The 22,341-nt window shown below is 73.4% G+C and carries 19 protein-coding genes; 13 read left to right on the top strand and 6 right to left on the bottom strand.

The window, feature by feature from the left end:
- The first annotated feature begins 34 nt into the window (after positions 1-34).
- Together HNR21_RS00330 and HNR21_RS00325 are read left to right on the top strand one after the other, a co-directional pair.
- Positions 35-202, top strand: coding sequence for a hypothetical protein (locus HNR21_RS00330; protein WP_157995892.1), 168 nt, complete (start codon positions 35-37; stop codon positions 200-202).
- Between the two features lie 94 nt (positions 203-296).
- Positions 297-1,148 carry a bifunctional methylenetetrahydrofolate dehydrogenase/methenyltetrahydrofolate cyclohydrolase gene (locus tag HNR21_RS00325; RefSeq protein WP_182703603.1) on the top strand — a complete coding sequence of 284 codons (852 nt, stop codon included), beginning with the start codon at positions 297-299 and terminating at the stop codon, positions 1,146-1,148.
- Positions 1,149-1,334: 186 nt separating this feature from the next.
- On the opposite strand, the gene HNR21_RS00320 is transcribed toward HNR21_RS00325, so the two are convergent.
- Entirely contained in the window at positions 1,335-2,081 is a 747-nt protein-coding gene (locus HNR21_RS00320; protein ID WP_182703602.1) for an FHA domain-containing protein, read from the bottom strand.
- A 208-nt stretch (positions 2,082-2,289) separates the two neighbouring features.
- On the opposite strand from HNR21_RS00320, the gene HNR21_RS00315 reads away from it, so the two are divergent.
- From HNR21_RS00315 to HNR21_RS34870, 5 genes are all read left to right on the top strand, one after another.
- Positions 2,290-2,649: a DUF3017 domain-containing protein gene (locus HNR21_RS00315; protein WP_233359070.1), complete on the top strand. Its 360-nt coding sequence runs from the start codon at positions 2,290-2,292 to the stop codon at positions 2,647-2,649.
- A 279-nt stretch (positions 2,650-2,928) separates the two neighbouring features.
- Positions 2,929-4,149 (top strand): NADP-dependent isocitrate dehydrogenase, encoded by a 1,221-nt coding sequence (locus HNR21_RS00310; protein WP_182708411.1) that lies wholly within the window; start codon positions 2,929-2,931, stop codon positions 4,147-4,149.
- Positions 4,150-4,507: 358 nt separating this feature from the next.
- The gene (locus HNR21_RS00305) at positions 4,508-5,497 is read left to right on the top strand and encodes a malate dehydrogenase (protein ID WP_182703601.1); all 990 of its coding nucleotides are present in this window, start codon (positions 4,508-4,510) and stop codon (positions 5,495-5,497) included.
- Positions 5,498-5,818: 321 nt separating this feature from the next.
- The gene (locus tag HNR21_RS00300) at positions 5,819-7,588 is read left to right on the top strand and encodes an HSP90 family protein (protein WP_119728526.1); all 1,770 of its coding nucleotides are present in this window, start codon (positions 5,819-5,821) and stop codon (positions 7,586-7,588) included.
- A complete protein-coding gene (locus tag HNR21_RS34870) occupies positions 7,585-10,221 on the top strand; it encodes a hypothetical protein (protein WP_182703600.1) in 2,637 nt (878 codons plus the stop codon). Before HNR21_RS00300 ends, HNR21_RS34870 begins: the two co-directional genes overlap by 4 nt.
- A gap of 91 nt (positions 10,222-10,312) precedes the next feature.
- On the opposite strand, the gene HNR21_RS00290 is transcribed toward HNR21_RS34870, so the two are convergent.
- Entirely contained in the window at positions 10,313-11,578 is a 1,266-nt protein-coding gene (locus tag HNR21_RS00290; protein WP_182703599.1) for an amidohydrolase family protein, read from the bottom strand.
- A 61-nt stretch (positions 11,579-11,639) separates the two neighbouring features.
- Between HNR21_RS00290 and HNR21_RS00285 the strand changes: the two genes are divergently transcribed.
- The gene (locus HNR21_RS00285; protein ID WP_182703598.1) at positions 11,640-12,152 is read left to right on the top strand and encodes a MarR family winged helix-turn-helix transcriptional regulator; all 513 of its coding nucleotides are present in this window, start codon (positions 11,640-11,642) and stop codon (positions 12,150-12,152) included.
- A gap of 22 nt (positions 12,153-12,174) precedes the next feature.
- On the opposite strand, the gene galK is transcribed toward HNR21_RS00285, so the two are convergent.
- Both galK and galE read right to left on the bottom strand, forming a co-directional pair.
- Positions 12,175-13,353 carry a galactokinase gene (gene galK / locus HNR21_RS00280; protein WP_182703597.1) on the bottom strand — a complete coding sequence of 393 codons (1,179 nt, stop codon included), beginning with the start codon at positions 13,351-13,353 and terminating at the stop codon, positions 12,175-12,177.
- The gene (galE, locus tag HNR21_RS00275; RefSeq protein ID WP_182703596.1) at positions 13,350-14,306 is read right to left on the bottom strand and encodes a UDP-glucose 4-epimerase GalE; all 957 of its coding nucleotides are present in this window, start codon (positions 14,304-14,306) and stop codon (positions 13,350-13,352) included. Before galE ends, galK begins: the two co-directional genes overlap by 4 nt.
- 174 nt (positions 14,307-14,480) lie before the next feature.
- Here galE and trpS point away from each other — a divergent pair, with 174 nt between their 5' ends.
- The 3 genes from trpS to HNR21_RS00260 are packed head-to-tail and all read left to right on the top strand — an operon-like array spanning position 14,481 to position 17,150.
- Positions 14,481-15,515 (top strand): tryptophan--tRNA ligase, encoded by a 1,035-nt coding sequence (trpS, locus tag HNR21_RS00270; protein WP_182703595.1) that lies wholly within the window; start codon positions 14,481-14,483, stop codon positions 15,513-15,515.
- Positions 15,505-16,098 (top strand): 2'-5' RNA ligase family protein, encoded by a 594-nt coding sequence (locus HNR21_RS00265; RefSeq protein ID WP_312880751.1) that lies wholly within the window; start codon positions 15,505-15,507, stop codon positions 16,096-16,098. Before trpS ends, HNR21_RS00265 begins: the two co-directional genes overlap by 11 nt.
- 23 nt (positions 16,099-16,121) lie before the next feature.
- Entirely contained in the window at positions 16,122-17,150 is a 1,029-nt protein-coding gene (locus tag HNR21_RS00260; protein ID WP_246441897.1) for a YihY/virulence factor BrkB family protein, read from the top strand.
- Here the strand turns inward: HNR21_RS00260 and HNR21_RS00255 are convergent.
- A complete protein-coding gene (locus HNR21_RS00255; RefSeq protein ID WP_182703594.1) occupies positions 17,147-18,394 on the bottom strand; it encodes a D-alanyl-D-alanine carboxypeptidase family protein in 1,248 nt (415 codons plus the stop codon). The genes HNR21_RS00260 and HNR21_RS00255 overlap by 4 nt on opposite strands.
- A gap of 406 nt (positions 18,395-18,800) precedes the next feature.
- Here HNR21_RS00255 and HNR21_RS00250 point away from each other — a divergent pair, with 406 nt between their 5' ends.
- Positions 18,801-19,967: a glutamate--cysteine ligase gene (locus tag HNR21_RS00250; protein WP_182703593.1), complete on the top strand. Its 1,167-nt coding sequence runs from the start codon at positions 18,801-18,803 to the stop codon at positions 19,965-19,967.
- 304 nt (positions 19,968-20,271) lie between these two features.
- Positions 20,272-21,486 carry an amidohydrolase gene (locus tag HNR21_RS00245; RefSeq protein ID WP_119728536.1) on the top strand — a complete coding sequence of 405 codons (1,215 nt, stop codon included), beginning with the start codon at positions 20,272-20,274 and terminating at the stop codon, positions 21,484-21,486.
- 412 nt (positions 21,487-21,898) lie between these two features.
- Here the strand turns inward: HNR21_RS00245 and HNR21_RS00240 are convergent, their stop codons facing one another.
- The gene (locus HNR21_RS00240; RefSeq protein ID WP_182703592.1) at positions 21,899-22,210 is read right to left on the bottom strand and encodes a hypothetical protein; all 312 of its coding nucleotides are present in this window, start codon (positions 22,208-22,210) and stop codon (positions 21,899-21,901) included.
- Between the last annotated feature and the right edge of the window lie 131 nt (positions 22,211-22,341).

Below are 22,341 nucleotides of genomic sequence, written 5' to 3'. Positions count from 1 at the left end.
TTGGTGCGCTCGAAATTCCTTCTGGGGGAAGACGATGGAGATCGTCCTGAGCTGGATCGTGCAGTCCTCGTTCGCGATGACCGAGGTGCGCCACATCGTCGGCCTGGTGGCGGCCGTCGCGCTGGCCCTGGTGACCGCCTTCGCCAGCTGGCACATCACCGACCGCGTCGTGACGGCTCTGCAGCGCCCCGACGAGGAGTAGCGGACGCACCACCGGAACCGGCCGGTGAAACCGCCGGGCGCGGGCCGATCGGGGTCCCGGGAGGCGTTCGCGGGCGGGCTGCAACAATCTAAGGGTGACTGCGAAGATCCTGGACGGTAAGGCGACGGCGGCACAGATCCGGGCCGATCTGAAGGCGCGGGTGGCCGCGTTGCGGGAGCGGGGGATCTCGGTGGGGCTCGGCACCGTGCTGGTGGGCGACGACCCCGGGAGCCGCTCGTACGTGGCGATGAAGCACCGCGACTGCGCGGACGTCGGAATCGAGTCGATCCGGCGCGACCTGCCCGCCGACGCCACCCAGGAGCAGGTGGAACGGGCGGTGGCCGAGCTGAACGCCGACCCCGCCTGCACCGGCTACATCGTGCAGCTTCCGCTGCCCAAGGGGCTGGACGAGAAGCGGGTGCTGGAGCTCATCGACCCGGACAAGGACGCCGACGGCCTGCACCCGTTCAACCTGGGGCGGCTGGTGCTGATGCAGCCGGGGCCGCTGCCGTGCACCCCCAAGGGCATCGTGGAGCTGCTGCGCCGGTACGACGTGCCGCTGCGCGGGGCCGAGGTCGTGGTGATCGGCCGGGGGATCACCGCCGGGCGCCCGCTGGGGCTGCTGCTGACCCGCCGCAGCGAGAACGCCACCGTGACGCTGTGCCACACCGGCACCAAGGACCTGGCCGCGCACACCCGCAAGGCCGACATCGTGGTGGCCGCGGCGGGCGTTCCGCACCTGGTCACCGCCGACATGGTCAAGCCCGGCGCGGCGGTGCTGGACGTGGGCGTCTCCCGGGTGAACGGCAGGCTCACCGGTGACGTCGCCCCCGACGTCGCCGAGGTCGCCGGGTGGGTGGCCCCCAACCCCGGCGGGGTGGGCCCCATGACCCGCGCGATGCTGCTGGCCAACGTCGTCGAGGCCGCCGAGGCCCTGAACGCCTGACGCCGAACGGTCCCGGACACGGGTCCGGGACCGGTGCGGGGTCTCCGCCTACCCCGTTCCGGTCCCGGACATCACCGGGGCTCGACCGCCCTCCCGAGATCTCGTCTCGTCACCGGGGGGCGCCGGCTCGGCTGGTGCGGCCGCCGCACGCCTGCGCTGCCCTTGCGCGAGCGGCGGCCGCACGGCTCAGCTAGCCCGGCGGCCCGCCGTGCCGGCCGTGGTACGGCCGGGACCGGCGTTCGCCGGCCTGCCCGCCACGGCCCGGTGCGCCACGCCCGGGGGGACCGGGCGCCGGAACTCCCCCGTGGCCTGCCGGGAGTCGGCGGGGCCCCGGGACTGCGGGGGCACGTGCACCGGCGGCAGCGGCCGGACCAGGCCCATCGCGATCACCTCGTTGGCCAGCCGGGTGCGCCGGTTGGCCCCCTCGGGGATGCGGAACTTCTGGTAGAGCCGCAGCAGGTGCTGCTTGACCGCGGCCTCGGTGACGACCAGCTCGCCGGCGATGTCCCGCGCGGTCGCGGGCGCCACGAACGCCTCGTCGGACAGGGCGGGGCGGCACAGCGCGGTGAGCACGTCCACCTCCCGCCGGGTGAGCTCGGGGGCGACGGCGCGCCGCAGCTCGACGTCGGGATCGACCTCCTCGCGGGGGATGCCCCCCATCCGGCAGCGCGCCGTGCCGAAGCTCACGACGTCGCCGTCCTCCAGCACCCGCCGGGCGATCGGCCGGCCGTTGACACGGGTCCCGTTGCGGGACAGCCCCATGTCGACCACGTACACGTACGGCCCGCGCCGGACGATCTCGGCGTGCAGCCGGGACACACTAGGGTCCTCGAGACGAACGTCCACTCCCCTTCCTCGTCCGACCGTCGTCACATCGGGGCGCAGCGGCACCACCAGCCCGCTGTCCTCGATCCGTATGAACGGCCCCTCCACGGCAGTCCTCCCAGCTAGTTAGCGACCCCTGTCCAGCGGGTTACCCGGCCATGGTGCAGCCACACCCTCCTACCGGCGGGTAGCTCCCACGGGGCAGGGCTTTCCGCGCGGTCGGCCGGTGATCGCCGGGGCGCGACGGGGCCGCCGGGCGTAGACTCGGGCGGCGGCGGCCGGAAGGGTTCCGGACCCGCCCCCGGAGGAGCGTGTGGTGGCCGACCAGCGGATCGACGACCCGGACAGCGGCGAGCAGCAGGCCGTGCTGGGCCGCCGCCGGCGCACCGCCCCGCGCGGCCGGGCCGCCTCGTCGGCGCACTGGCTGGGCCAGTTGCCCTACCTGCTGGCGCTGTGCGGGGCCGGCGGTGCGCTGGTCATGTTCGCCACCAACCACTTCCGCAAGGGATCGGCGCTGCTGGCGGCCGGGGTGATGTTCGGCGCGCTGGCCCGGCTGGTGCTGCCGGAGAGCCAGGTCGGGATGCTGGCGATCCGCAAGAAGTGGCTGGACGTGCTCACCATGGCGACGCTGGCGATCGCCCTGGCCGTGGTCGCCTGGGTCGTTCCGGGCGACTGAGCCCGCGTCGGCGCCCCATGGTCGGGTCTTGGTCGGTCCATCGGAATCGCTTCGCCGTTCCGGGAGGTTGACGGGGTGTACGGCGGTGCGTGGCGGGGCACCCGGTCCGCGGGGGTCTGGACCGATCCATCCCCATCGTCCGGCAGGGGACGACATGCCGCGATCTGCCGTGATGCCAGGAAGTGCCGGGCCAGGTCTAGACCTGTGATCGGGCTCGGATAGCCTCGCCAGTGAGCCTTACGAAGGACTGCTGGCCGGTTGGAAAGGGACAGCAACAGCATGCCCAAGATCAAAGTAGCGGGCCCGGTCGTCGAACTCGACGGCGACGAGATGACGCGGATCATCTGGAAGTTCATCAAGGACAAGCTGATCCTGCCCTACCTTGATGTCGACCTGAAGTACTACGACCTGGGGATCGAGCACCGGGACGCCACCGACGACCAGGTCACGGTGGACGCGGCCAACGCCATCAAGAAGTACGGCGTCGGCATCAAGTGCGCCACGATCACCCCCGACGAGGCCCGGGTGGAGGAGTTCGGGCTCAAGCAGATGTGGCGGTCGCCCAACGGCACGATCCGCAACATCCTCGGCGGCGTGGTCTTCCGCGAGCCGATCATCGTCTCCAACATCCCCCGGCTGGTGCCCGGCTGGACCAAGCCGATCGTGATCGGCCGTCACGCCCACGGCGACCAGTACAAGGCCACCGACTTCAAGGTGCCCGGCCCCGGCACGCTGACCGTGACCTTCACCCCCGAGGACGGGTCGGAGCCGATCGAGATGCAGGTCGCCCAGTACCCCGAGGGCGGCGGCGTGGCGATGGCCATGTACAACTTCCGCAAGTCCATCGAGGACTTCGCGCGCGCCTCGTTCCGGTACGGCCTGGACCGCGGCTTCCCGGTCTACATGTCGACCAAGAACACGATCCTCAAGGCCTACGACGGCATGTTCAAGGACGTGTTCGCCGAGATCTACGAAAATGAGTTCGAGGCGGAGTTCAAGAAGCGGGGCCTGACCTACGAGCACCGGCTGATCGACGACATGGTCGCCGCCGCGCTCAAGTGGGAGGGCGGCTACGTCTGGGCCTGCAAGAACTACGACGGCGACGTGCAGTCCGACACCGTGGCGCAGGGCTTCGGCTCGCTGGGCCTGATGACCTCGGTGCTGATGACCCCGGACGGCCGCACCGTGGAGGCCGAGGCCGCGCACGGCACGGTGACCCGCCACTACCGGCAGCACCAGCAGGGCAAGCCCACCTCCACCAACCCGATCGCGTCGATCTTCGCCTGGACCCGCGGCCTGGCCCACCGGGGCAAGCTCGACAACACCCCCGAGGTCACCGCGTTCGCCCAGACCCTGGAGCAGGTCTGCATCGAGACCGTCGAGTCCGGCCAGATGACCAAGGACCTGGCTCTGCTGGTCGGGAACGAGACGCCCTGGTTGACGACGGAGGAATTCCTGGAGGCCCTCGACGTCAACCTCCAGAAGAAGATCAGCGAATGAGAATGAGCCGGTGACCGCTCCCCGCCGCGTGCGGGGGTGACCCGTCCTGTGCGGTCAGCCAGGGGTGTTCCTTTCCTTGCTCCCCGTCACCGCGGGGGTGGTCCCCTGGCCCTGCTGATCGGGAACGACGGCCGTGCTCCCCGCGTACGCGGGGATGAGCGACCGGACGAAGGCCGCTCCGGAGACCCCGGGGCGGCCTTCGTGTTCCCCCGCTCACCGGGCATGACCGCCGTGCGGCGGGCGGGTACGGGGGCGGGGACGTGGCGGGGGAGCGGCGCGCGATACGCTGAGCTCGAAGTATCTCGACAACGAGAGAGTCGGGCCCACGACGCCCGTCAGTCGCCAGGAGATGAAGGCCATGACCAGCACCCCAGTCAACGTCACCGTCACCGGCGCCGCCGGGCAGATCGGTTACGCGCTGCTGTTCCGCATCGCCGCCGGGCAGCTGCTCGGCCCGGACGTACCCGTCCGGCTGCGGCTGCTGGAGATCCCGCAGGCGGTCAAGGCGGCCGAGGGCACCGCGATGGAGCTGGACGACTGCGCCTTCCCGCTGCTGGCCGGCATCGACATCACCGACGACCTGAAGACCGCGTTCGACGGCGCCAACATCGCGCTGCTGGTCGGCGCCCGCCCGCGCACCAAGGGCATGGAGCGCGGCGACCTGCTGGAGGCCAACGGCGGCATCTTCAAGCCGCAGGGCGAGGCCATCAACGCGCACGCCGCCGACGACATCAAGGTGCTGGTGGTCGGCAACCCGGCCAACACCAACGCGCTGATCGCCCGGTCGCACGCGCCGGACGTCCCGGCCGACCGGTTCACCGCGATGACCCGGCTGGACCACAACCGCGCGCTGGCCCAGCTGTCCAAGAAGGCCGGCGTGTCGGTGTCCGACATCAAGAAGATGACCATCTGGGGCAACCACTCCGCCACCCAGTACCCCGACATCTTCCACGCCGAGATCAACGGCCGCAGCGCCGCCGAGGTCGTCAACGACCAGGAGTGGCTGGAGAACGACTTCATCCCCACCGTCGCCAAGCGCGGCGCCGCCATCATCGAGGCCCGCGGCGCCTCCTCGGCCGCCTCCGCCGCCTCGGCCGCCATCGACCACGTCCACACCTGGGTGAACGGCACCCCCGAGGGCGACTGGACCTCGATGGCCGTGGTGTCCGACGGCTCCTACGGGGTGCCCGAGGGCCTGGTCTCCTCGTTCCCGGTGACCTGCGCGAACGGCAGGTGGGAGATCGTCCGGGGCCTGGAGATCGACGACTTCTCCCGGGGCAGGATCGACGCCTCCGTGGCCGAGCTGTCCGAGGAGCGCGAGGCCGTCCGCGGTCTCGGCCTGATCTGACCCCGCCCGTCTGGGGGACGACCCCCAGACCCCTGATGTGAGGGGGGCGATTCCCGCTTCGCCGCGGTCGTCCACTCCCTTCGAACGCCCGGGTCCGGCGGCACCACCGCCCGACCCGGGCGTTCGCCGTGTCCGGCAGGGCTCGGTCGCCGTACGGGCGGGACGGGCAGAACTCCGGCCATGGTCTCTCGGTCGGGCCTGGCGGGTGGGCCGGACCGGCCGCACGCGGATGGCGGCGTTGCTGGAAAAGCGGCGGATAACGTCGGCGGGGGCCGATAGGCTACCCCCGCATTTTGTACGGATTTGGGGAGGATTTTGCGGGTGGCCGACCAGTCGTTCCAAGTGGATCTGCGCGGCGTGGTCGATCTGCTCAGCCGCCACCTGTACTCCAGTCCCCGCGTCTACCTGCGGGAGCTGCTGCAGAACGGGGTGGACGCGATCACCGCGCGGGGCGGCGGCCCCGGCCGGGTGCGGATCGAGACCGGGCCCGGCGAACTGCGCGTGCACGACGACGGGGTGGGGCTGACCGAGGACGAGGTGCACCGGCTGCTGGCCACCATCGGCCGCTCCTCCAAGCGGGACGAGCTGGGGTTCGCCCGGCACGACTTCCTGGGGCAGTTCGGCATCGGGCTGCTGTCGGCGTTCCTGGTGGCCGACGAGCTCGAGGTGGTGACCCGGTCGGCGCGCGGCGGCGACCCGGTCCGCTGGATCGGCTACTCCGACGGCCGCTACCGGGTGGAGCCCGCCGAGCGCGCCGAGGCGGGCACGACCGTCACGCTGCGGGCGCGGCCCGGCGCGGGGGAGCTGCTGGCCCCGGGCACCGTCGCCGACCTGGCCCGCACGTACGGGTCGCTGCTGCCGTTCCCGGTCACGGTGGACGGGCGGGAGGTCACCGGCGGGGGACCGCCGTGGCTGGCCGCCCACCCGACCCCGGCGCGGCGGCGGCGCGCGCTGGCGGAGTACTGCCGGGAGCTGTACGGGTTCGAGCCGTACGACATGATCGACCTCGAGGTGCCCGAGGCCGGGCTGACCGGGGTGGCGTTCGTCGTCCCGCAGCAGGTCTCGCCGGGGGCGCGCGGCGCGCACCGGGTCTACCTCAAGCGGATGCTGCTGGCCGAGAACGTCGAGGGCCTGCTGCCGGACTGGGCGTTCTTCGTCCGCTGCGTGGTCGACGCCGGTGAGCTGAAGCCCACCGCCAGCCGCGAGGCGCTGTACGAGGACGAGCTGCTGGAGTCGACCCGGCAGGCGCTGGGTGAGCGGATCCGGCAGTGGCTGGTGACGCTGGCCGAGACCGACCCGGCCCGGCTGCGCGGCTTCCTGCGGCTGCACCACCTCGGGGTCAAGGCGATGGCCCTGCACGACGACGAGATGCTGCGGATCGTCGACCGGTGGCTGGAGTTCGAGACCTCGGCGGGGCCGATGACGCTGGCCGAGTTCCGCCGCCGCCACCCCGACGGCCGCTACACCGCCGACGTGGACGAGTTCCGGCGGCTGTCGGCGGTGTCCGGGGCGCAGGGCGTCGGGCTGGTCAACGGCGGCTACGTCTACGACACCGAGATCATCGAACGGCTCCCGCGGATCGACCCCGACGCGGCGCTGCGCCGGCTGGACCCGGCGGAGCTGACCACCCACTTCGGGGTGCTGGACCCGGGCACCGAGCTGGCGCTGCGGCCGTTCCTGGCCGTCGCGCAGCGCGCCGTGGAGTCGCTGGGCTGCGAGGTCGTGGTCCGCGACTTCGACCCGGCCTCGCTGCCGGCGCTGTACCTGACCAGCCGGGCCGCCCGCCACCAGGAGGAGCTGGAGGAGGCCCGGCGGCAGGCCGACGAGCTGTGGGCCGACGTGCTGGGCGCGCTCAGCCGGACCGGCCCCGCCGACCGGCCGCAGCTGGTCCTCAACCATCGCAACCCCCTCACCCGGCGGATCACCGCGCTGACCGAGGAGGGGCTGATCGAGGTGGCGGTGCAGGGGCTGTACGGGCAGGCGCTGCTGCTCGGCCGCCATCCGCTGCGGGCGGCCGACACCGCCGTCCTGAACCGTTCGTTCCTGGGCCTGCTGGACTGGGCCGTGCACAAGCCGGGAGTCGCCGAGTGAGCGCCGACGAGGTATACGAGCTGATGAACCGGGCCGGGGACCTGCCCTTCGGGGAGGCCCGGACGGTGCTGGTCGAGGACGCGCTGCGGCGCGCCGAGGCGGCCGGGGACGAGCGGCTCGCGTTCGCCGTGCGGATGGAGCTGACCAGCGCCTACCAGCACGGCGGGGAGCCGGCCAAGGCGTTCACCACGTTCAGCCGGTGCCTGTCGCAGCACGACGCCGACCCGGGGCGGTTCGGCGACGCGCGGCGGCTGCTGTGGCACTTCAAGTGGGTGGTGAACGCGCTCACCCTGTTCCCGGAGATCCCGCTGGACCGCACGTACGCGGTGCTGGACGACATGGAGCGCCGCTACCGGCTCGGCGGGCACAGCCTGCAGGCGGTCTACCACTACCGGCACGCGGTGGCGCGGCACGTGGGCGACGACGAGGCGGCCGACGAGTGGTACGCCAGGTGGCACGCCGCCCCGCGCGACGAGCTGTCGGACTGCGAGGGCTGCGACCCGACCGGCAAGGTCCGCCACCTGACCCGGCGGGGCCGCCACGCCGAGGCGCTGGAGCTGGCCGCGCCGGTCCTCGGCAAGGAGCTGACCTGCACCGAGCAGCCGCAGAACATCCTCACCGCGCTGCTGCCCGCCTACCTGCACACCGGCCGGCTGGAGGAGGCGGGCACCGCGCACCGCCGCGCCTACCGGCTGACCCGGCCCAACCTGCGGGACCTCAGCGACATCGCCGACCACATCGAGTTCTGCGCGATCACCGGGAACGAGCCGCGCGGGCTGGAGATCCTGGAACGGCACCTGGACTGGCTGGAGCGCTCGCCCAGCCCGTACGCGACCATGCGGTTCGCGGCGGCGGCGGGGCTGCTGCTGCGCCGGCTGGCCGACATCGGCGTCGAGGACCAGGTGCGGCTGCGCCGCGGGGACGCCGAGGTCGCCGCCGCCGACCTGCGGGCGGAGCTGACCCGGCAGGCGCTGGAGCTGGCCGACCGGTTCGACGCCCGCAACGGCACCACCCGGCAGGGCGACGACGTGCGCGCGGTGCTGGAGGCCGAGCCGCTGGTCGAGCATCTGCCGCTGACCCCGTACGCCCGCCGCCCCGAGCCGGTCGCCGCGCGGCCCGAGCCGGTGGCGGCCGACGACCCGGACGCGCTGCTGGACGCCGCCGAGGCGGCCTGGAACCGGCACGAGATGGCGGCGGCGGTGGCCGCCTGGGAGCGGTTCGACGAGCTGGCGCCCGAGCCGTCCCCGGCGCGGGCCGGCCGCCGCGCCGACGGCCGGGGCTGGCAGCTGCTGGTCGCGCAGGGCGAGCCGCAGGCCGCGCTGGCCGAGTGGGAACGGGCCGCCGACCTGCACGTCCAGGCCGGGGACGAGGTCCGCGCCGAGGCGGCCCGCAGCCGCGCCGGCTCCCTGCTGTGCGAGCTGGACCGCGTCGAGGAGGGCGTGCGGCGGATGCGGTCGGCGCTGGACCGGCTCGACGGGCTGGCCCCCGGCTCCCGCCGCGCCGCCTCGGCCCGGCTCCGCCTGGTCAACGCCCTGGTGCAGCACGACCGCGTGGACGAGGCGGTGGCGCTGCTGGAGACGGCGGCCTGCGAGGACCCGGCGGGCGCCGCCGACCTGGAGATGACCCGCGCCCGGATCCTGGCCCTGCAGGGCGATCCGGAGGGGGCCGCCGCCGCGTTCCGCCGCGCCTGCGACGGCTTCCGCGGGCTGGGCGGCGGGGCGCTGCTGGCCGAGGCCGCGCTGATGCACGCCCAGCTGCTGATCCAGACCCGGCGGGAGCCGGGCGAGCACACCGACGAGGTGATGGCGCTGCTGGACGAGGCGCTCCGCAACGCCCCGGCGGAGATGACGGCGATGCGCGCCTCGGCCCACGGTCTGCGCGGCAGCGAGCTGATGCTCCGCGAACGCCCCGCCGAGGCCGTCGAGGACCTGGTCGAGGCCGTGGCCGCCTACACCGCCGCCGGGGGCTTCGCGCAGGCCGCGTACGCCCGCGTCGACCTGGCGTTCGCCTACCTGCACGCCGGTCGTTTCCTGGACGCCGCCGAGGCCGCCGAGGAGGCCGGCCCGATGCTGCTCCAGCTGGAGGACGTCCAGTCCGAACGCCGCTGCCGCTACATCGTCGCCGAGGCCCAGCAGGCCATGGGCGAGGAGGCCGCCGCCGACACCTACGCCTCCCTGGCCGGGGAGGAGCGCGACGACAACCCCCTGGTCGCCGCCTCCCTGCTGGAGAAGGCCGCCGACGTCCTCACCGGCGCCGACAAGGACGCCCTGGCCGCCGAGCGCTACGCGACCGCCGCCGAGGCGTTCGCCGCCGGCGGCGACCCGTTCGGCGTGGTCCGCACCCGCCGCCGCGCCGCCCTGTGCCTGTCCTGGAGCGGCCGTCCCGAGGAGGCCGCCGAGGAGATCACCCGGGCCCGCGCCGCCCTGGCCGACCTTCCCGGGGACAACGAGGCGGCCCTCACCTGGGAGAACGCCGTCACCGGCTACGACGAGGCCCGGGTCCTCGCGGGCGCCGGCCGCCTCGGCGAGGCCCTCACCCGGGTCGAGGAGGCCATCAAGGGCTTCACCGACCTGGGCGAGACCGACGCCGCCACCACCGCCACCGCCTTCCGCGACCAGTTGACGGAGGACTGACCCACTGCTCCCGGCGCCCCCCGGCCCGTGGCTCGTGCAGCGAGCCGACACTCGACGGCGGCGACGGGCACGCCGGGCCCGGTGTTCCGGGTCAGGCCGGGGCGGTGACCCGGTGGGCGGTTTCGGACAGGCGGGTCAGGAGGGCGGGGAGGTCGTGGTCGACGAGGCGGCCGTCGCGCTTGCGGATCCGGCCGCCCACCAGGACGGTGTCGACCGTACTGGTGTCGGCGGACAGGACCACGGCGGCGATGGGGTCGTGGGCGGTGGCCATGGCGGGGGTGTCGGCGCGCAGGAGGATCAGGTCGGCGTGCTTGCCGGGGCGTAGGGAGCCGGTGACGTCGGCCAGGCCGGCGGTCCGGGCGCCTTCCAGGGTGGCCATGTGGAGGGCGTCGCGGGCGGTGAAGGGGGCGCCGGCGGTGGGGCGGCTGCGTTCCAGCAGGTAGGCGGCTCGCATCAGGGAGAACATGTCGCCGGGGCCGGCGGTGACGGTGTCGGCGCCCAGGCCGGAGGGGACGCCGGCGGCGCGGAGACGGCCGGTGGCGGGGTGGCCGAGGTCCATGGCGGCCTCGATGGCGGGGGTCAGGGAGGCCGAGCCGCCGGTGTCGGCGATCAGGCGGGCGCCCTCGTCGGTGAAGTGGTTGGGGTGGACATACATGGTGGGGACGTCCAGCAGGCCGTTCTTGTCCAGGAACGTCAGCCCCGGCATGGCGCCCATGTGGACGGTGACGGGCAGGTCCAGGTCCCGGGCCAGGCGCCATTCGGCCAGGGCCTGCTCCTCGCCGGCGATCTCGGGGCCGAACGCGGCCAGCGCCATCGTCAGCGGCGCGGGTGAGGCGGCGACGTGCTCGCGTACGCGGCGTGCCTCGGCGGTCATCCCGGCGGGACCGCCGTCGCCCCCGTAGGCGTATCCGAAGACGGCGCGGACGCCCGACTCCTCCAGGGCGGTCAGCGCGGCGTCGGTGTGGCCGGGGGTGAACTGGATGTGGGACCAGTCGACCACCGTGGTGATCCCGGCATCGAGGCATTCCAGCGCGCCGGCGAGCTGGGCGGTGTGGATGTCCTCGGGGGCGTGGGCGGGGGCGAGTTCGCCGAGGACGCGGGACAGGTAGCCGGGGAGCGTGCCGTCGGGCAGCACCATGCGGATCCCGGCCTGCCAGGTGTGCCGGTGGGTGTCGACGAACCCCGGCAGCACGATCCGGCCGGTGGCGTCGATCACCTCGGCCTCGGGGGAGTGCGGCAGGTCGGGGCCGAGTGCGGCGATCCGGCCGCCGCTGATCAGCACGTCGACGCGGCCGAGCACGGTGGGGGACGGCTCGGTGTCGATGACCAGGCCGCCTTTGACGATCAACTCATTCATGCCGAAAGCTTAGATAGAAGCTTTTCAAAAAGCAATTGATCCGGCGGATACCCTCGTCACCGTGCGGCACGGTGCGGACGAGATCGACGGGCTGGTCCCCGTCTGGGAGCGGGACGGCCTGTCCCCCTCGCTGATCGCGAACCTCGAGCTCGGCAAGCGGGCCTCCCGCCTGGCACTGCTGTTGGAGCAGGCGCTCCGCCCCGACCTGGCCGAGCTGGGCCTGACCTACGCCGAGTTCGACGTGCTGGCCACGCTGCGCCGGGTCGGCGAGCCGTACCGCCTCAAGCCCGGCGACCTGGCCAGGGCGCTGCTGCTGACCACCGGCGGCATCAGCAACATGCTGCAACGCCTGGAACGCGCCGGCCACGTGGAACGCGAGTCCGACACCGGCGACAAGCGCAGCCGCTGGGTCCGGCTCACCCCCGAGGGCCTGCGCGTGTGCGAGGCGGCGCTGGAGACGTCGGGGCGCGTGTACGAGGACATGCTGTCCGGCGTCCCGGACGAGACCGTTCGCAGGGCCGCCGACGCACTGCGGGACGTGCTGGTGACCATGGGCCGCCGCCGCCTCCGCTGAACGCCGCCGCGCCGCCCGGGGCTCAGGACAGGCGGCGGGCCCCCGCGGACGGCACGGCGTCCAGGAAGGCGGGGGCGGCCCAGCCGCGTTCGGCGTACGCGGCGGTGATGGAGTCGCGCACGGCGTCCAGCCGGTCGGCGGCGGTCAGGACGATGATCGAGCCGCCGAAACCGCCGCCCACCATCCGGCCGCCGCGGGCACCGGCCCGGAGCGCGGCGTCCACCGCCGTGTCGGCCTCCGGCCAGGAGACCTCGAACTGGTCGCGCAGCGACAGGTGGCAGGCGGTGAGGATGGCGCCGACCTCGGCGAGCGCCCCCGCCCGCAGCAGCCCCACGACCGCCTCCACCCGGTGGTTCTCGGTGACGACGTGCTGGACACGGCGCTGCAGCACCGCCGCGTCCGGGCCGCCGGAACGCCGCAGGAACGACCGCGGACGCCGGGCGGCCCGCAACGACTCCAGGGCGGACGGCAGGTCGGTCACGTCCCGGAGGGAGTCCACCCCCAGCAGCCTGGCCGCCTGCTCGCACTCGGCGCGCCGGGCCGCGTACTCGCCGCCGGTCAGCGCGTGCGCGGCGCGGGTGTCGACGACCAGCAGCGACAGGTCCTCGCCCAGCGGCAGCGGGACCTGGGCGGACAGGCCGCTGCGGCAGTCCAGCAGCAGGGCGTGCCCGGCGGTGCACAGCAGCGACGCCGACTGGTCCATGATCCCGCACGGCACCCCGGCGAACTCGTTCTCCGCCCGCTGCGCCAGCCGGGCCAGCTCCGCCCGGTCCGGCTCCACCCCGTACAGGTCGCACAGCGCCAGCGCGGTCGCGCACTCCAGCGCCGCCGACGAGGACAGCCCCGCGCCCTGCGGCAGGTCGGAGTCGACCAGCAGCGACGCGCCGCCGACGCCGTGCTCCCGCAGCGCCCAGGCGACCCCCGCCGGGTACACGGCCCAGCCGTCCACCGCCCCCGGCGCGAGGTCGTCGATCCGGACCCGGCACCCCGAGGCGGCGGCCTGCAACGACCGCAGCTCCAGCACCCCGTCGTCACGGCGGGCCGCCGCCACCGACACGCCCCGCGGGAGCGCGAACGGCAGCACCAGCCCGTCGTTGTAGTCGGTGTGCTCCCCGATCAGGTTGACCCGGCCCGGGGCGTGCCACACCCCCTCGGGAGAACGCCCGTAAGCGTCCTCGAACGCCGCCGCCGTGTGGTTCACGCCCGCGACTGCAGGAACGCCCAGGCGTCGGAGACCATCTGGCGCAGGTCGTGCTCGGGCTTCCAGCCCAGCTCCGACTGGATCTTCTCCGAGGAGGCCACCAGCACCGCCGGGTCGCCCGGCCGGCGCGGCCCCACGTTCGCCGGGATCGGGTGGCCGGTCACCTCCCGGCACACCTCGATGACCTCGCGCACCGAGAAGCCGTTCCCGTTGCCCAGGTTGTAGATCCGGTGGGTGCCCGGCGTGCAGGCCTCCAGCGCCAGCAGGTGCGCCCGGCCCAGGTCCACCACGTGGATGTAGTCGCGGACGCAGGTGCCGTCGGGCGTCGGGTAGTCCTCCCCGAACACGTTCACCGACTCGCGCGTGCCCGCCGCCACCGCCAGCACGTTCGGGATCAGATGGGTCTCCACCGTGTGCCGCTCGCCGAACCGGCCGTACGCGCCCGCCACGTTGAAGTACCGCAGCGACACCCCGCCGATCCCGTACAGCCGGGCGAACTCGGTCAGCGTGGCGTCGATCGCCAGCTTGGTCGCCCCGTACGGGTTGGTCGGGCGGGTCGGGTCGGTCTCCAGGATCGGGGTGCGCTCCGGCTCCCCGTAGGTCGCCGCGGTGGAGGAGAACACGATCCGGTCCACCCCGGTCTCCCGCATCGCGTCCAGCAGCGCCAGCGACTCGCCCAGGTTGCGGTCCCAGTACAGGCCGGGCCGCTCCACCGACTCGCCGACCAGGGACTTGGCCGCGAAGTGCAGCACCGCGTCGAACCCGGCCCCCTCCAGCACCTCCAGCGCCTTGTCCCGCAACGTGCCGCGCACCAGCTCGGCGCCCTCCGGCACGGCGTCGGCGTGGCCGGTCGACAGGTCGTCCAGCACGACCACCCGGTGCCCCGCCTCCAGCAGCTGGGCCGCGACCACGCTGCCGATGTAGCCGGCGCCTCCGGTGACGAGCAGTTTCACGAGATCTCCTCCATGGTGGAACGGCCAGGGCGAGCGGGGGACTCAAGGGTAGCCCGGCCCGCGCCGGCGGGAGGCGATGATCGCCGGCCCGCGCCGCCCCGACGTTGGAGAACAACGCGGACGAATATGATGTGGGGAACGCACCCAGGTCACTGACAGAATCGAATCGTGCACATGTCCACTGCAGCGCCACGCGTCCTGTCCGGCATCCAGCCCACCGCCGACTCGTTCCACCTGGGCAACTACCTGGGCGCGCTGCGGCAGTGGGTGGCCCTGCAGGACACCCACGACGCGTTCTACTGCGTCGTGGACATGCACGCGATCACGGTGGAGCACTCGCCGGAGGCGCTGCGCCGCCGCAGCAAGGTCGCCGCCGCCCAGTTGCTGGCGATGGGCGTGGACCCGGAGCGCTCGACGCTGTTCGTCCAGAGCCACGTGCCCGAGCACGCCGAGCTGGCCTGGGTGCTGGGCTGCATCACCGGGTACGGCGAGGCCAGCCGGATGACGCAGTTCAAGGACAAGTCCGCCAAGTACGGGGCGTCGGCCACCAGCGTGGGGCTGTTCACGTACCCGATCCTGATGGCCGCCGACATCCTGCTCTACACCCCCGAGCCCGGGAAGGGGCAGCGGCTGCAGGTGCCGGTGGGCGAGGACCAGCGCCAGCACCTGGAGCTGACCCGGGACCTGGCGCAGCGGTTCAACCACCGGTTCGGCGAGACGTTCGTGGTGCCGGAGGCCTACATCCCGGAGACCGCGGCCAAGATCACCGACCTGCAGGAGCCGACGATCAAGATGAGCAAGTCGGCGTCCAGCCCGCAGGGCATCGTCGAGGTGCTGGAGGACCCCGGCCCGATGCGCAAGAAGATCATGCGCGCGGTCACCGACACCGGCACCGAGATCGTCTTCGACGCGGAGAACAAGCCCGGGATCTCCAACCTGCTGCGGATCTACGCCGCGCTGGAGGGCGTGCCGGTCGCCGAGCTGGAGCGGCGGTACGCCGGGCACGGCTACGGGCAGCTCAAGAAGGACCTGGCCCAGCTCCTGGTCGACACGTTCACCCCCATCCGGGAGCGCACCGAGCGGCTGCTCGCCGACGAAAAGCAGCTCGACCGCATCCTCGCCGACGGGGCCGCCCGCGCCGGCGCGGTGGCCGCGCGGACCATGGAGGTCGTGCGCGAACGCGTGGGATTCGTGGGACGTGACCGGTGAGGACACGCTGACGGGAGGCCTGCCGGCCGTGCCGCGGGCGCCCGGGGCGCGCATGATCGGGGTGGCGATCCCGATCCCCGACCCGTACGGCCCGACGCTGCAGCGCTGGCGGGAGTCGTTCGGCGACCGGCTGGCACGTTCCATCCCGACGCACATCACGCTCCTGCCGCCGACCGAGGTGAACGAGCGGCGGCTGCCGGAGATCGAGGAGCATCTGCGGCTGGTCGCCGAGAGCGAGCAGAGCTTCCGCATCCTGCTGGACGGGACCGCCACGTTCCGGCCGGTCTCGCCGGTGGTGTTCATCGCCCTCAAGGACGGCATCGGCGGCTGCGAACGGCTGGAGGCCAAGGTCCGCAGCGGCCCGCTGACCCGCCCCCTGCTCTACCCCTACCACCCGCACGTCACGGTCGCCCACGACCTCCCCGAGGAGGTGCTGGACCGGGCGTTCAAGGAGCTGGCCGACTACCGGGCCGAGTTCACCGTCTGGGGTTTCTCGCTGTACGAGCACGGCCCCGACGGGGTGTGGCGCCCGCTGCGGGACTACGTGTTCGGCTCGGGGGCGGCGGGCCCGCACCGGGCCTAGGTTGACCCGTTCACGGTGGGTACATGACCTTCATGGTGCGGGTGATCGACCGGGTGCGGCGGCGTGCGGAGGCGGGCTGGAACGGGCTGAACGAGGTGCTGCGCGAGCGCCGCCGCCGCTGGCCGTGGCTGGACCACCTGGTCCGGGCGCTGCGCCGCTACCAGGACCAGCGCGGGGACCGGCTGGCCGCGGCGATCACCTTCTACGGCTTCCTGTCGTTCTTCCCGCTGGTGGCGCTGGCGTACGCGATGCTGGGCTACGCGGTCGGGGTCAGCGAGGTGGCCCGCGACTACCTGGTCCGGGCGATCGCCGAGCTGCTGCCCGGGATCACCGCCGAGCTGCAGGTCGAGCGGGTCGCGCAGGCCCGGGGCACCGCCAGCGCGATCGGCCTGGTCGGCCTGCTGGTCACCGGGCTGGGGGTGATGAACGCGCTGCGGGAGGCGCTGCGCGACATCTGGCTGGGCGACCCCACCGGGGGCGCGAACTTCTTTCTCAAGAAGCTGTACGACGCGGGGGCGCTGGCGTTCCTGGGCGTCACGCTGATCCTGTCGGTGGCGGTGTCCACGGTCACCACCCAGACCACCCACGTCGTGCTGGGCTGGGTGGGGCTGGACCAGGTCCCCGGGGCGGGCACCGCGCTGCGGCTGCTGTCGGTCGGGGTGGCGGTCGGCTTCAACACGCTGATCTTCCTGGTGCTGTTCTCCCGGCTGTCGGGCACCCACGCGGCGTGGCGGACCATCGTGCGCGGCGCGCTGTTCGGCGCGGTCGGGCTCGAGATCCTCAAGCTGATCGGGACGGTGCTGGTCTCGCACACCGCCGCCAACCCGGTGTACGCCTCGTTCGCCGTGGTGGCCGGGCTGCTGGTGTGGATCGACGTGGTGTCCCGGTTCGTGCTGTTCGCCGCGGCGTGGACGGCGACCCGGCGGGTGGTGCTGCGCGCGGACGCCGACAACGAGGCCAACAAGGCCGACAAGGCCGACAAGGCCGACAAGGCCGACAAGGCCTGCGAGCCGGCGGTCGCGCAGGAGCCGACCGCCGCCGACGCCCGCTAGCTCCTGGTCTCGTCCGCCGCGTCCTGGGGGTGCTGCCCGGCCTCCGCGCCGAACGCGGACGGCGGCCTGCTCTGGGCGGGCACGCGCGCCTCCTCGTCCCGGCCGCGACGGCGCAGCAGGGCGAACAGCCCGCCGGCGACCACGGCCGCGCCGCCGAACGCGCCCGCCGCCGGGAGCCAGTTGCGCCCGGACGCGTCGTCGGCCAGCAGGTCGGTGCCGGGCAGCAGCCCGTCGTCCTCCTTCTTCTCGGTCCTGGGCGGCACCGGGTCCACCAGCCGGCCCACCGGGTCGACCTTCCCGGCCGCCGCGAAGCCCCAGTCCAGCAGCTTGGTGGTGTCGGGCCACAGGTTCTCGCCGCGCATCAGCGCCACGATGATCGTCCGGCCGTCGCGCTCGGCCGCGCCCACGAAGGTCTGCCCGGCGGCGAGGGTGAAGCCGTTCTTGCCGCCGATGAACCCCTCGTAGGCGTACCGCTGGCCGGGCAGCAGCCGGATGTGCGAGTAGATCGGGTAGCCGCCGATCTTCTTGCCCTTCTTGCGCTCGGCCTTGGTCGGCGGGGCGATCCACCGGTGGTGGTTCTTGCCCGCATACTCGCGCAGCCGCGGCATCTTCAGCCCCTGCCGCATGATCAGCGCCAGGTCGTACGCCGAGGTGTGCTGGGTCCGGACGGTCAGCCCGAGGTCCTTGTCCAGCCCGTTCGGCGACCCGGCCAGGGTGTCGTAGGCCTGCAGCCGCCGGGCCTCGGCGTTCATCAGGTCCAGGGTGGGCCGCACCCCGCCCGCCGCCTGCGCCAGGGCCAGCGCCGCGTCGTTGCCGGAGACCATCAGCAGGGCGTGGAACAGGTCGGAGACCCGGTAGGTCAGCTTGGGCGACATCCCGACCTTGCTGCCCTCGACGTCGCAGGTCTCCTGGGTGGGCCGGACGGTGGCGTTCGGGTCCAGCTTCGGGATCAGCGCCACGGCGGTCAGCATCTTCAGCGCGCTGGCCGGCAGGTAGTGCCCGTGCGGGTCCTTGGCCGCCAGCACCTGCCCGGTGCCGGCGTCGGCGACGATGAACGAGCCCGCCGCCACCTTGGGCGGCCCCTTGACCCCCTGCGCGGGGTTGACGACCAGCCCCCGCTCGCCCATGCGGGGGCCGCCGACGGGCTCGCCGCCCGGCGCCGCGTGGGCGGCCGGCGGGGCGGCGACGGGCGCCGCCAGCAGCGGCACGGTGAGCGCGAACGCAGCGCGTCTGGTGATTCTCATGGCTCCGCCGAAGACTAGGTGACCATCCGGGTCTGCGGGTACCCCCGGCTGTCTCGACAGACGCCCGCCGGGCCGCCAGAGTTGGGTGAGGAACCGTCCATGAACGCTCCGTAGCCGGTCATGCGGGCATTGCGGCCCGAATCGGGGACAGGCTGACTAGTGCGTTCGGGTGGTGTTCCGAGGACCGCCGGGTGGCCGGAAAGGATGAGGCCCGGCGCGGGGCGGCGGCCCGGTGGGGTCAACTGTGGTACGGACGGCGCGGGGCGGCCCGTGCGGGGCGGCGGGACGTCGCATGATGGTGGGGTCCGTGGCCCGGGCTCGCGTTTGTCCGGGCTTAGGGATGCGCTGGCCCAATTGCGCCACGTGCCAGGCATCGACCTGCAAGGATTGTGCATGGAGGTTGGCCGTGGCCATTGAGTTCGCCGCATCGCGGGGCGCGACGCTGGGCGTGGAATGGGAACTCCAGCTCGTCGACGCGCAGACCAGGCACCTTCGCCAGGAGGCGCGCCAGGTGATCGCCGCGCTGCCCGCGCTCAGCGAGCAGGGGCGGTTCCCCCGGCTGCGCCACGAGATCATGGAGTCGACCGTCGAGGTCGTGACCGACATCTGCCACACGGTCGGCGAGGCCGTCGCGGACCTGGCCGCCAGCATCGACGCGCTGCGCGAGGTGACCCGGGCCCGCGGCATCGAGCTGGCCTGCACCGGCACCCACCCGATCAGCGACTGGCGGGACGCGGTGCTGTCGCCGGTCCAGCGCTACATCGACCTGGTCGAGCAGGTGCAGTGGCCGGCCCGCCGGATCCAGACCTTCGGCGTGCACGTCCATGTGGGCGTCGGCGACCGGGACAAGGTCGTCCCGATCGTCAACGCCCTGGCCGCCTATCTGCCGCACTTCCTGGCGCTCACCGCCTCCAGCCCGTACTGGAAGGGGCACGACACCGGTCTGGCCTCGGCCCGGGCGATGGTGTTCGGACAGCTCCCCACCGCCGGGCCGCCGCACCTGCTGGCGGACTGGGACGAGTTCTCCGAGTACATGGCCACGCTGCTGCGGGCCGGCACCATCCGCAGCATCAAGGAGGTGTGGTGGGACGTCCGCCCGCATCCGGACTTCGGCACCGTCGAGATCCGGATGTTCGACGGCATCCCCACCCTGCGCGAGGTCGGCATGGCCGCCGCGCTGTGCCAGTGCCTGGTCACCCTCTTCGACCAGCAATTGGATCGCGGATACACTCTTCCGAGACCGGCCGCATGGGTCGTGCGGGACAACAAGTGGCGGGCCACGCGCCACGGCCTGGACGCCATCGTGATCACCGATGACCGCGGGAGCACCACCCCGCTCCGCGACGATCTGTACGAGCTCATCAGGGAACTCGAGCCCGTGGCCGACCGGCTCGGCTGCGCCGAGCACCTCAAGGTCGCCGGGGAGGTCCTCGACCAGGGCGCCCCGTACGAGCGCCAGCGCGCCATCCGCGCCGAGGGCGGCACCCTGGAGGACCTGGTCGGCGCGGCCGTCACCGAGCTCGCCGAGGACAGGTTCGTGGGGCCGCGGGAGGTGGCGCATGGCGGAGGCTGACGGCGGCGCTCCCGGGCCGCACGCCGCCCGGCCGCGCGCGGCGGGAACAAACAGGACGCCTGCGGCGGATGAGATAGATGAGCATGGTTCGGCCCGCCGGAGCGATCCGGCGGGCTCCCACCCGTCCTCGCACCGACGAACCGCTCCTCGCCCGGCGCCGCCGGGCGGCGAGGACGACGACGCACAGGGGGCACACATGACGCAGCCGGGACCCGGGGTGATGCCCGGGCTTGAGCCTGCGGCCGCGGCCGATCCGCCGCGGTCCGGTGGTGGTGCGACGCCGTGGGACGGCGCTGCGCTGCAGATGCAGCTCGACGCCTTTCTGGGGCAGCAGGACCAGCGGCTGATCGCGTTCCGCCGCGACCTGCACATGCATCCCGAGCTCGGTTACGCCGAGCGGCGCACCACCGGGCAGATCGTCGCCGCGCTGACCGAGGCCGGGCTGCGGCCCCGGGTGCTGCCCAAGGGCACCGGGGTGATCTGTGACATCGGGCCGGCGGACGGCCCCACGGTGGCGCTGCGCGCCGACATCGACGCGCTGCCGCTGATGGACGAGAAGGACGTGCCCTACCGGTCGACCGTTCCGGGGGTGGCGCACGCCTGCGGGCACGACGTGCACACCGCGATCGTGCTGGGCACCGGGCTGTTCCTGGCCCAGCAGGCCGCCGCGGGGCTGCTGCCGGGCCGGGTGCGGCTGCTGTTCCAGCCCGCCGAGGAGAACCCGGGCGGCGCCCTGGACGTGATGGCCGCCGGCGGGCTGGCCGGGGTGGACCGGGTGTTCGCGCTGCACTGCGACCCGCGGATCGAGGTGGGCCGGCTGGGGTTGCGGGCCGGGCCGATCACCGCCGCCTGCGACAAGGTGTACGTCAAGGTCACCGGTCCCGGCGGGCACACCGCCCGGCCGCATCTGACCGCCGACCTGGTGTACGCGCTGGCCAAGATCGTCACCGAGCTGCCCGCCGCGCTGTCCCGCCGGGTCGACCCGCGTTCCAGCCTGTCGCTGGTGTGGGGGCGGGTGGCCGCCGGGTCGGTGGCCAACGCCATCCCCGACGACGGCATCGCCGAGGGCACCGTGCGCTGCCTGGACGACGAGGCCTGGCACAAGGCGCCGGAGATGATGAAGGCGCTGCTGCAGTCGGTGGCCGCCGCCTACGACGTGGAGGCCTCGCTGGAGTACGTGCGGGGCGTGCCCCCGACCGTGAACGAGGCCGGCAGCGTGCAGATGTTCCGTGACGCCGCCACGCTGATGCTCGGCGAGGACGCCCCGGTGCCGACCCCGCAGAGCCTGGGCGGCGAGGACTTCGGCTGGTACCTGGAGTCCATCCCGGGCGCGCTGGCCCGGCTGGGCGTCCGCACGCCCGGCTCCACCGAGGAGTACGACCTGCACCGCGGCGACTTCGACGTGGACGAGAGCTGCATCGGGGTGGGGGTGCGGGTCATGTCGGCCACCGCCCTGACCGCCCTGTGGGAGGGCCGCGACCCGGCCGCCGACGCCATGCAGGACGCCGTCTCGGCGTGATCGCCCGTCCGGCGGCTTGCAGGAGGGCGGCTCAGGCGGTCCTCGCCCCCGTAGGGCTCCGCCGCGGTCGCCTGAACCGGCCGTGACGACCTCCGCCCGCCGGGTGTGCGGCATTCCGCTGCACCGTGCACCCGGCCGGCCCTGGGCACGCGTCGCCGGGCTGCACGCCGTCGCCCGTGACCGGACGGCGGATAACGCCACCGGCGGCCTTTCTCGGCCGGAACGACCGCAGCACCGAACGGGCACTTTCTCGGCATCGGAATTTCGGCCCGTGATGGCATCGTCGCCGTCGCAGGCCCTTTTGCATTTTGCCGCCGGTCGCCTGGCGTCGGGGTCGCCGGATGCCGGCCGGCAGTGGGTGCTGTTGTGGGCTTGTGACGGTGCCGCCGTTTTCGCGGGCACCTTGCGGGGGTCAGTGGGGGGTCGTTCTGGCCTTGAGGGCCGGGGGGTCGGCCGGCAGGGGGTGATGGTGCCTGCGGCGGGGGCGGGCGTGGGTCCGGTGCCGGGGATGGGCGCATCCGGCGGGGGTGTAGTGGACGCCGTGGTGCCGGGGGCGCGGGGCCGGGTGCTCGTGGGGCCTCGGCGGTGGATCGGGTTCGGGTGGGGTCGTGAGGTCTTCGGGTGCGGCGGCGGGAGGGAGCAGGGTCGCCTCCAGTCGTTGCATGAGCAGTAGGCCGATCAACGCCGCCAGCGGGACGACCAGTGCCGCGATGATCGTCTTCACCCCCCTCTGACGGGACTCGTACGGCGCGGTGCTGCTTCCGGCGCGTCCCGTCCTCGGTACGTGGGCTCGTGGCGCGGCCTGCGGGGCCTTGCGTTCGCAGACGTTCACCAGAACCGTCGGTGGATTTGGAT

It is taken from the genome of Thermomonospora cellulosilytica (assembly GCF_014138835.1).
In the GTDB taxonomy this organism is placed as follows: Bacteria; Actinomycetota; Actinomycetes; order Streptosporangiales; family Streptosporangiaceae; genus Thermomonospora; species Thermomonospora amylolytica.
Note: the sequence above shows the minus strand (reverse complement) of the source record. Positions and strands in the feature narration are given on the sequence as shown.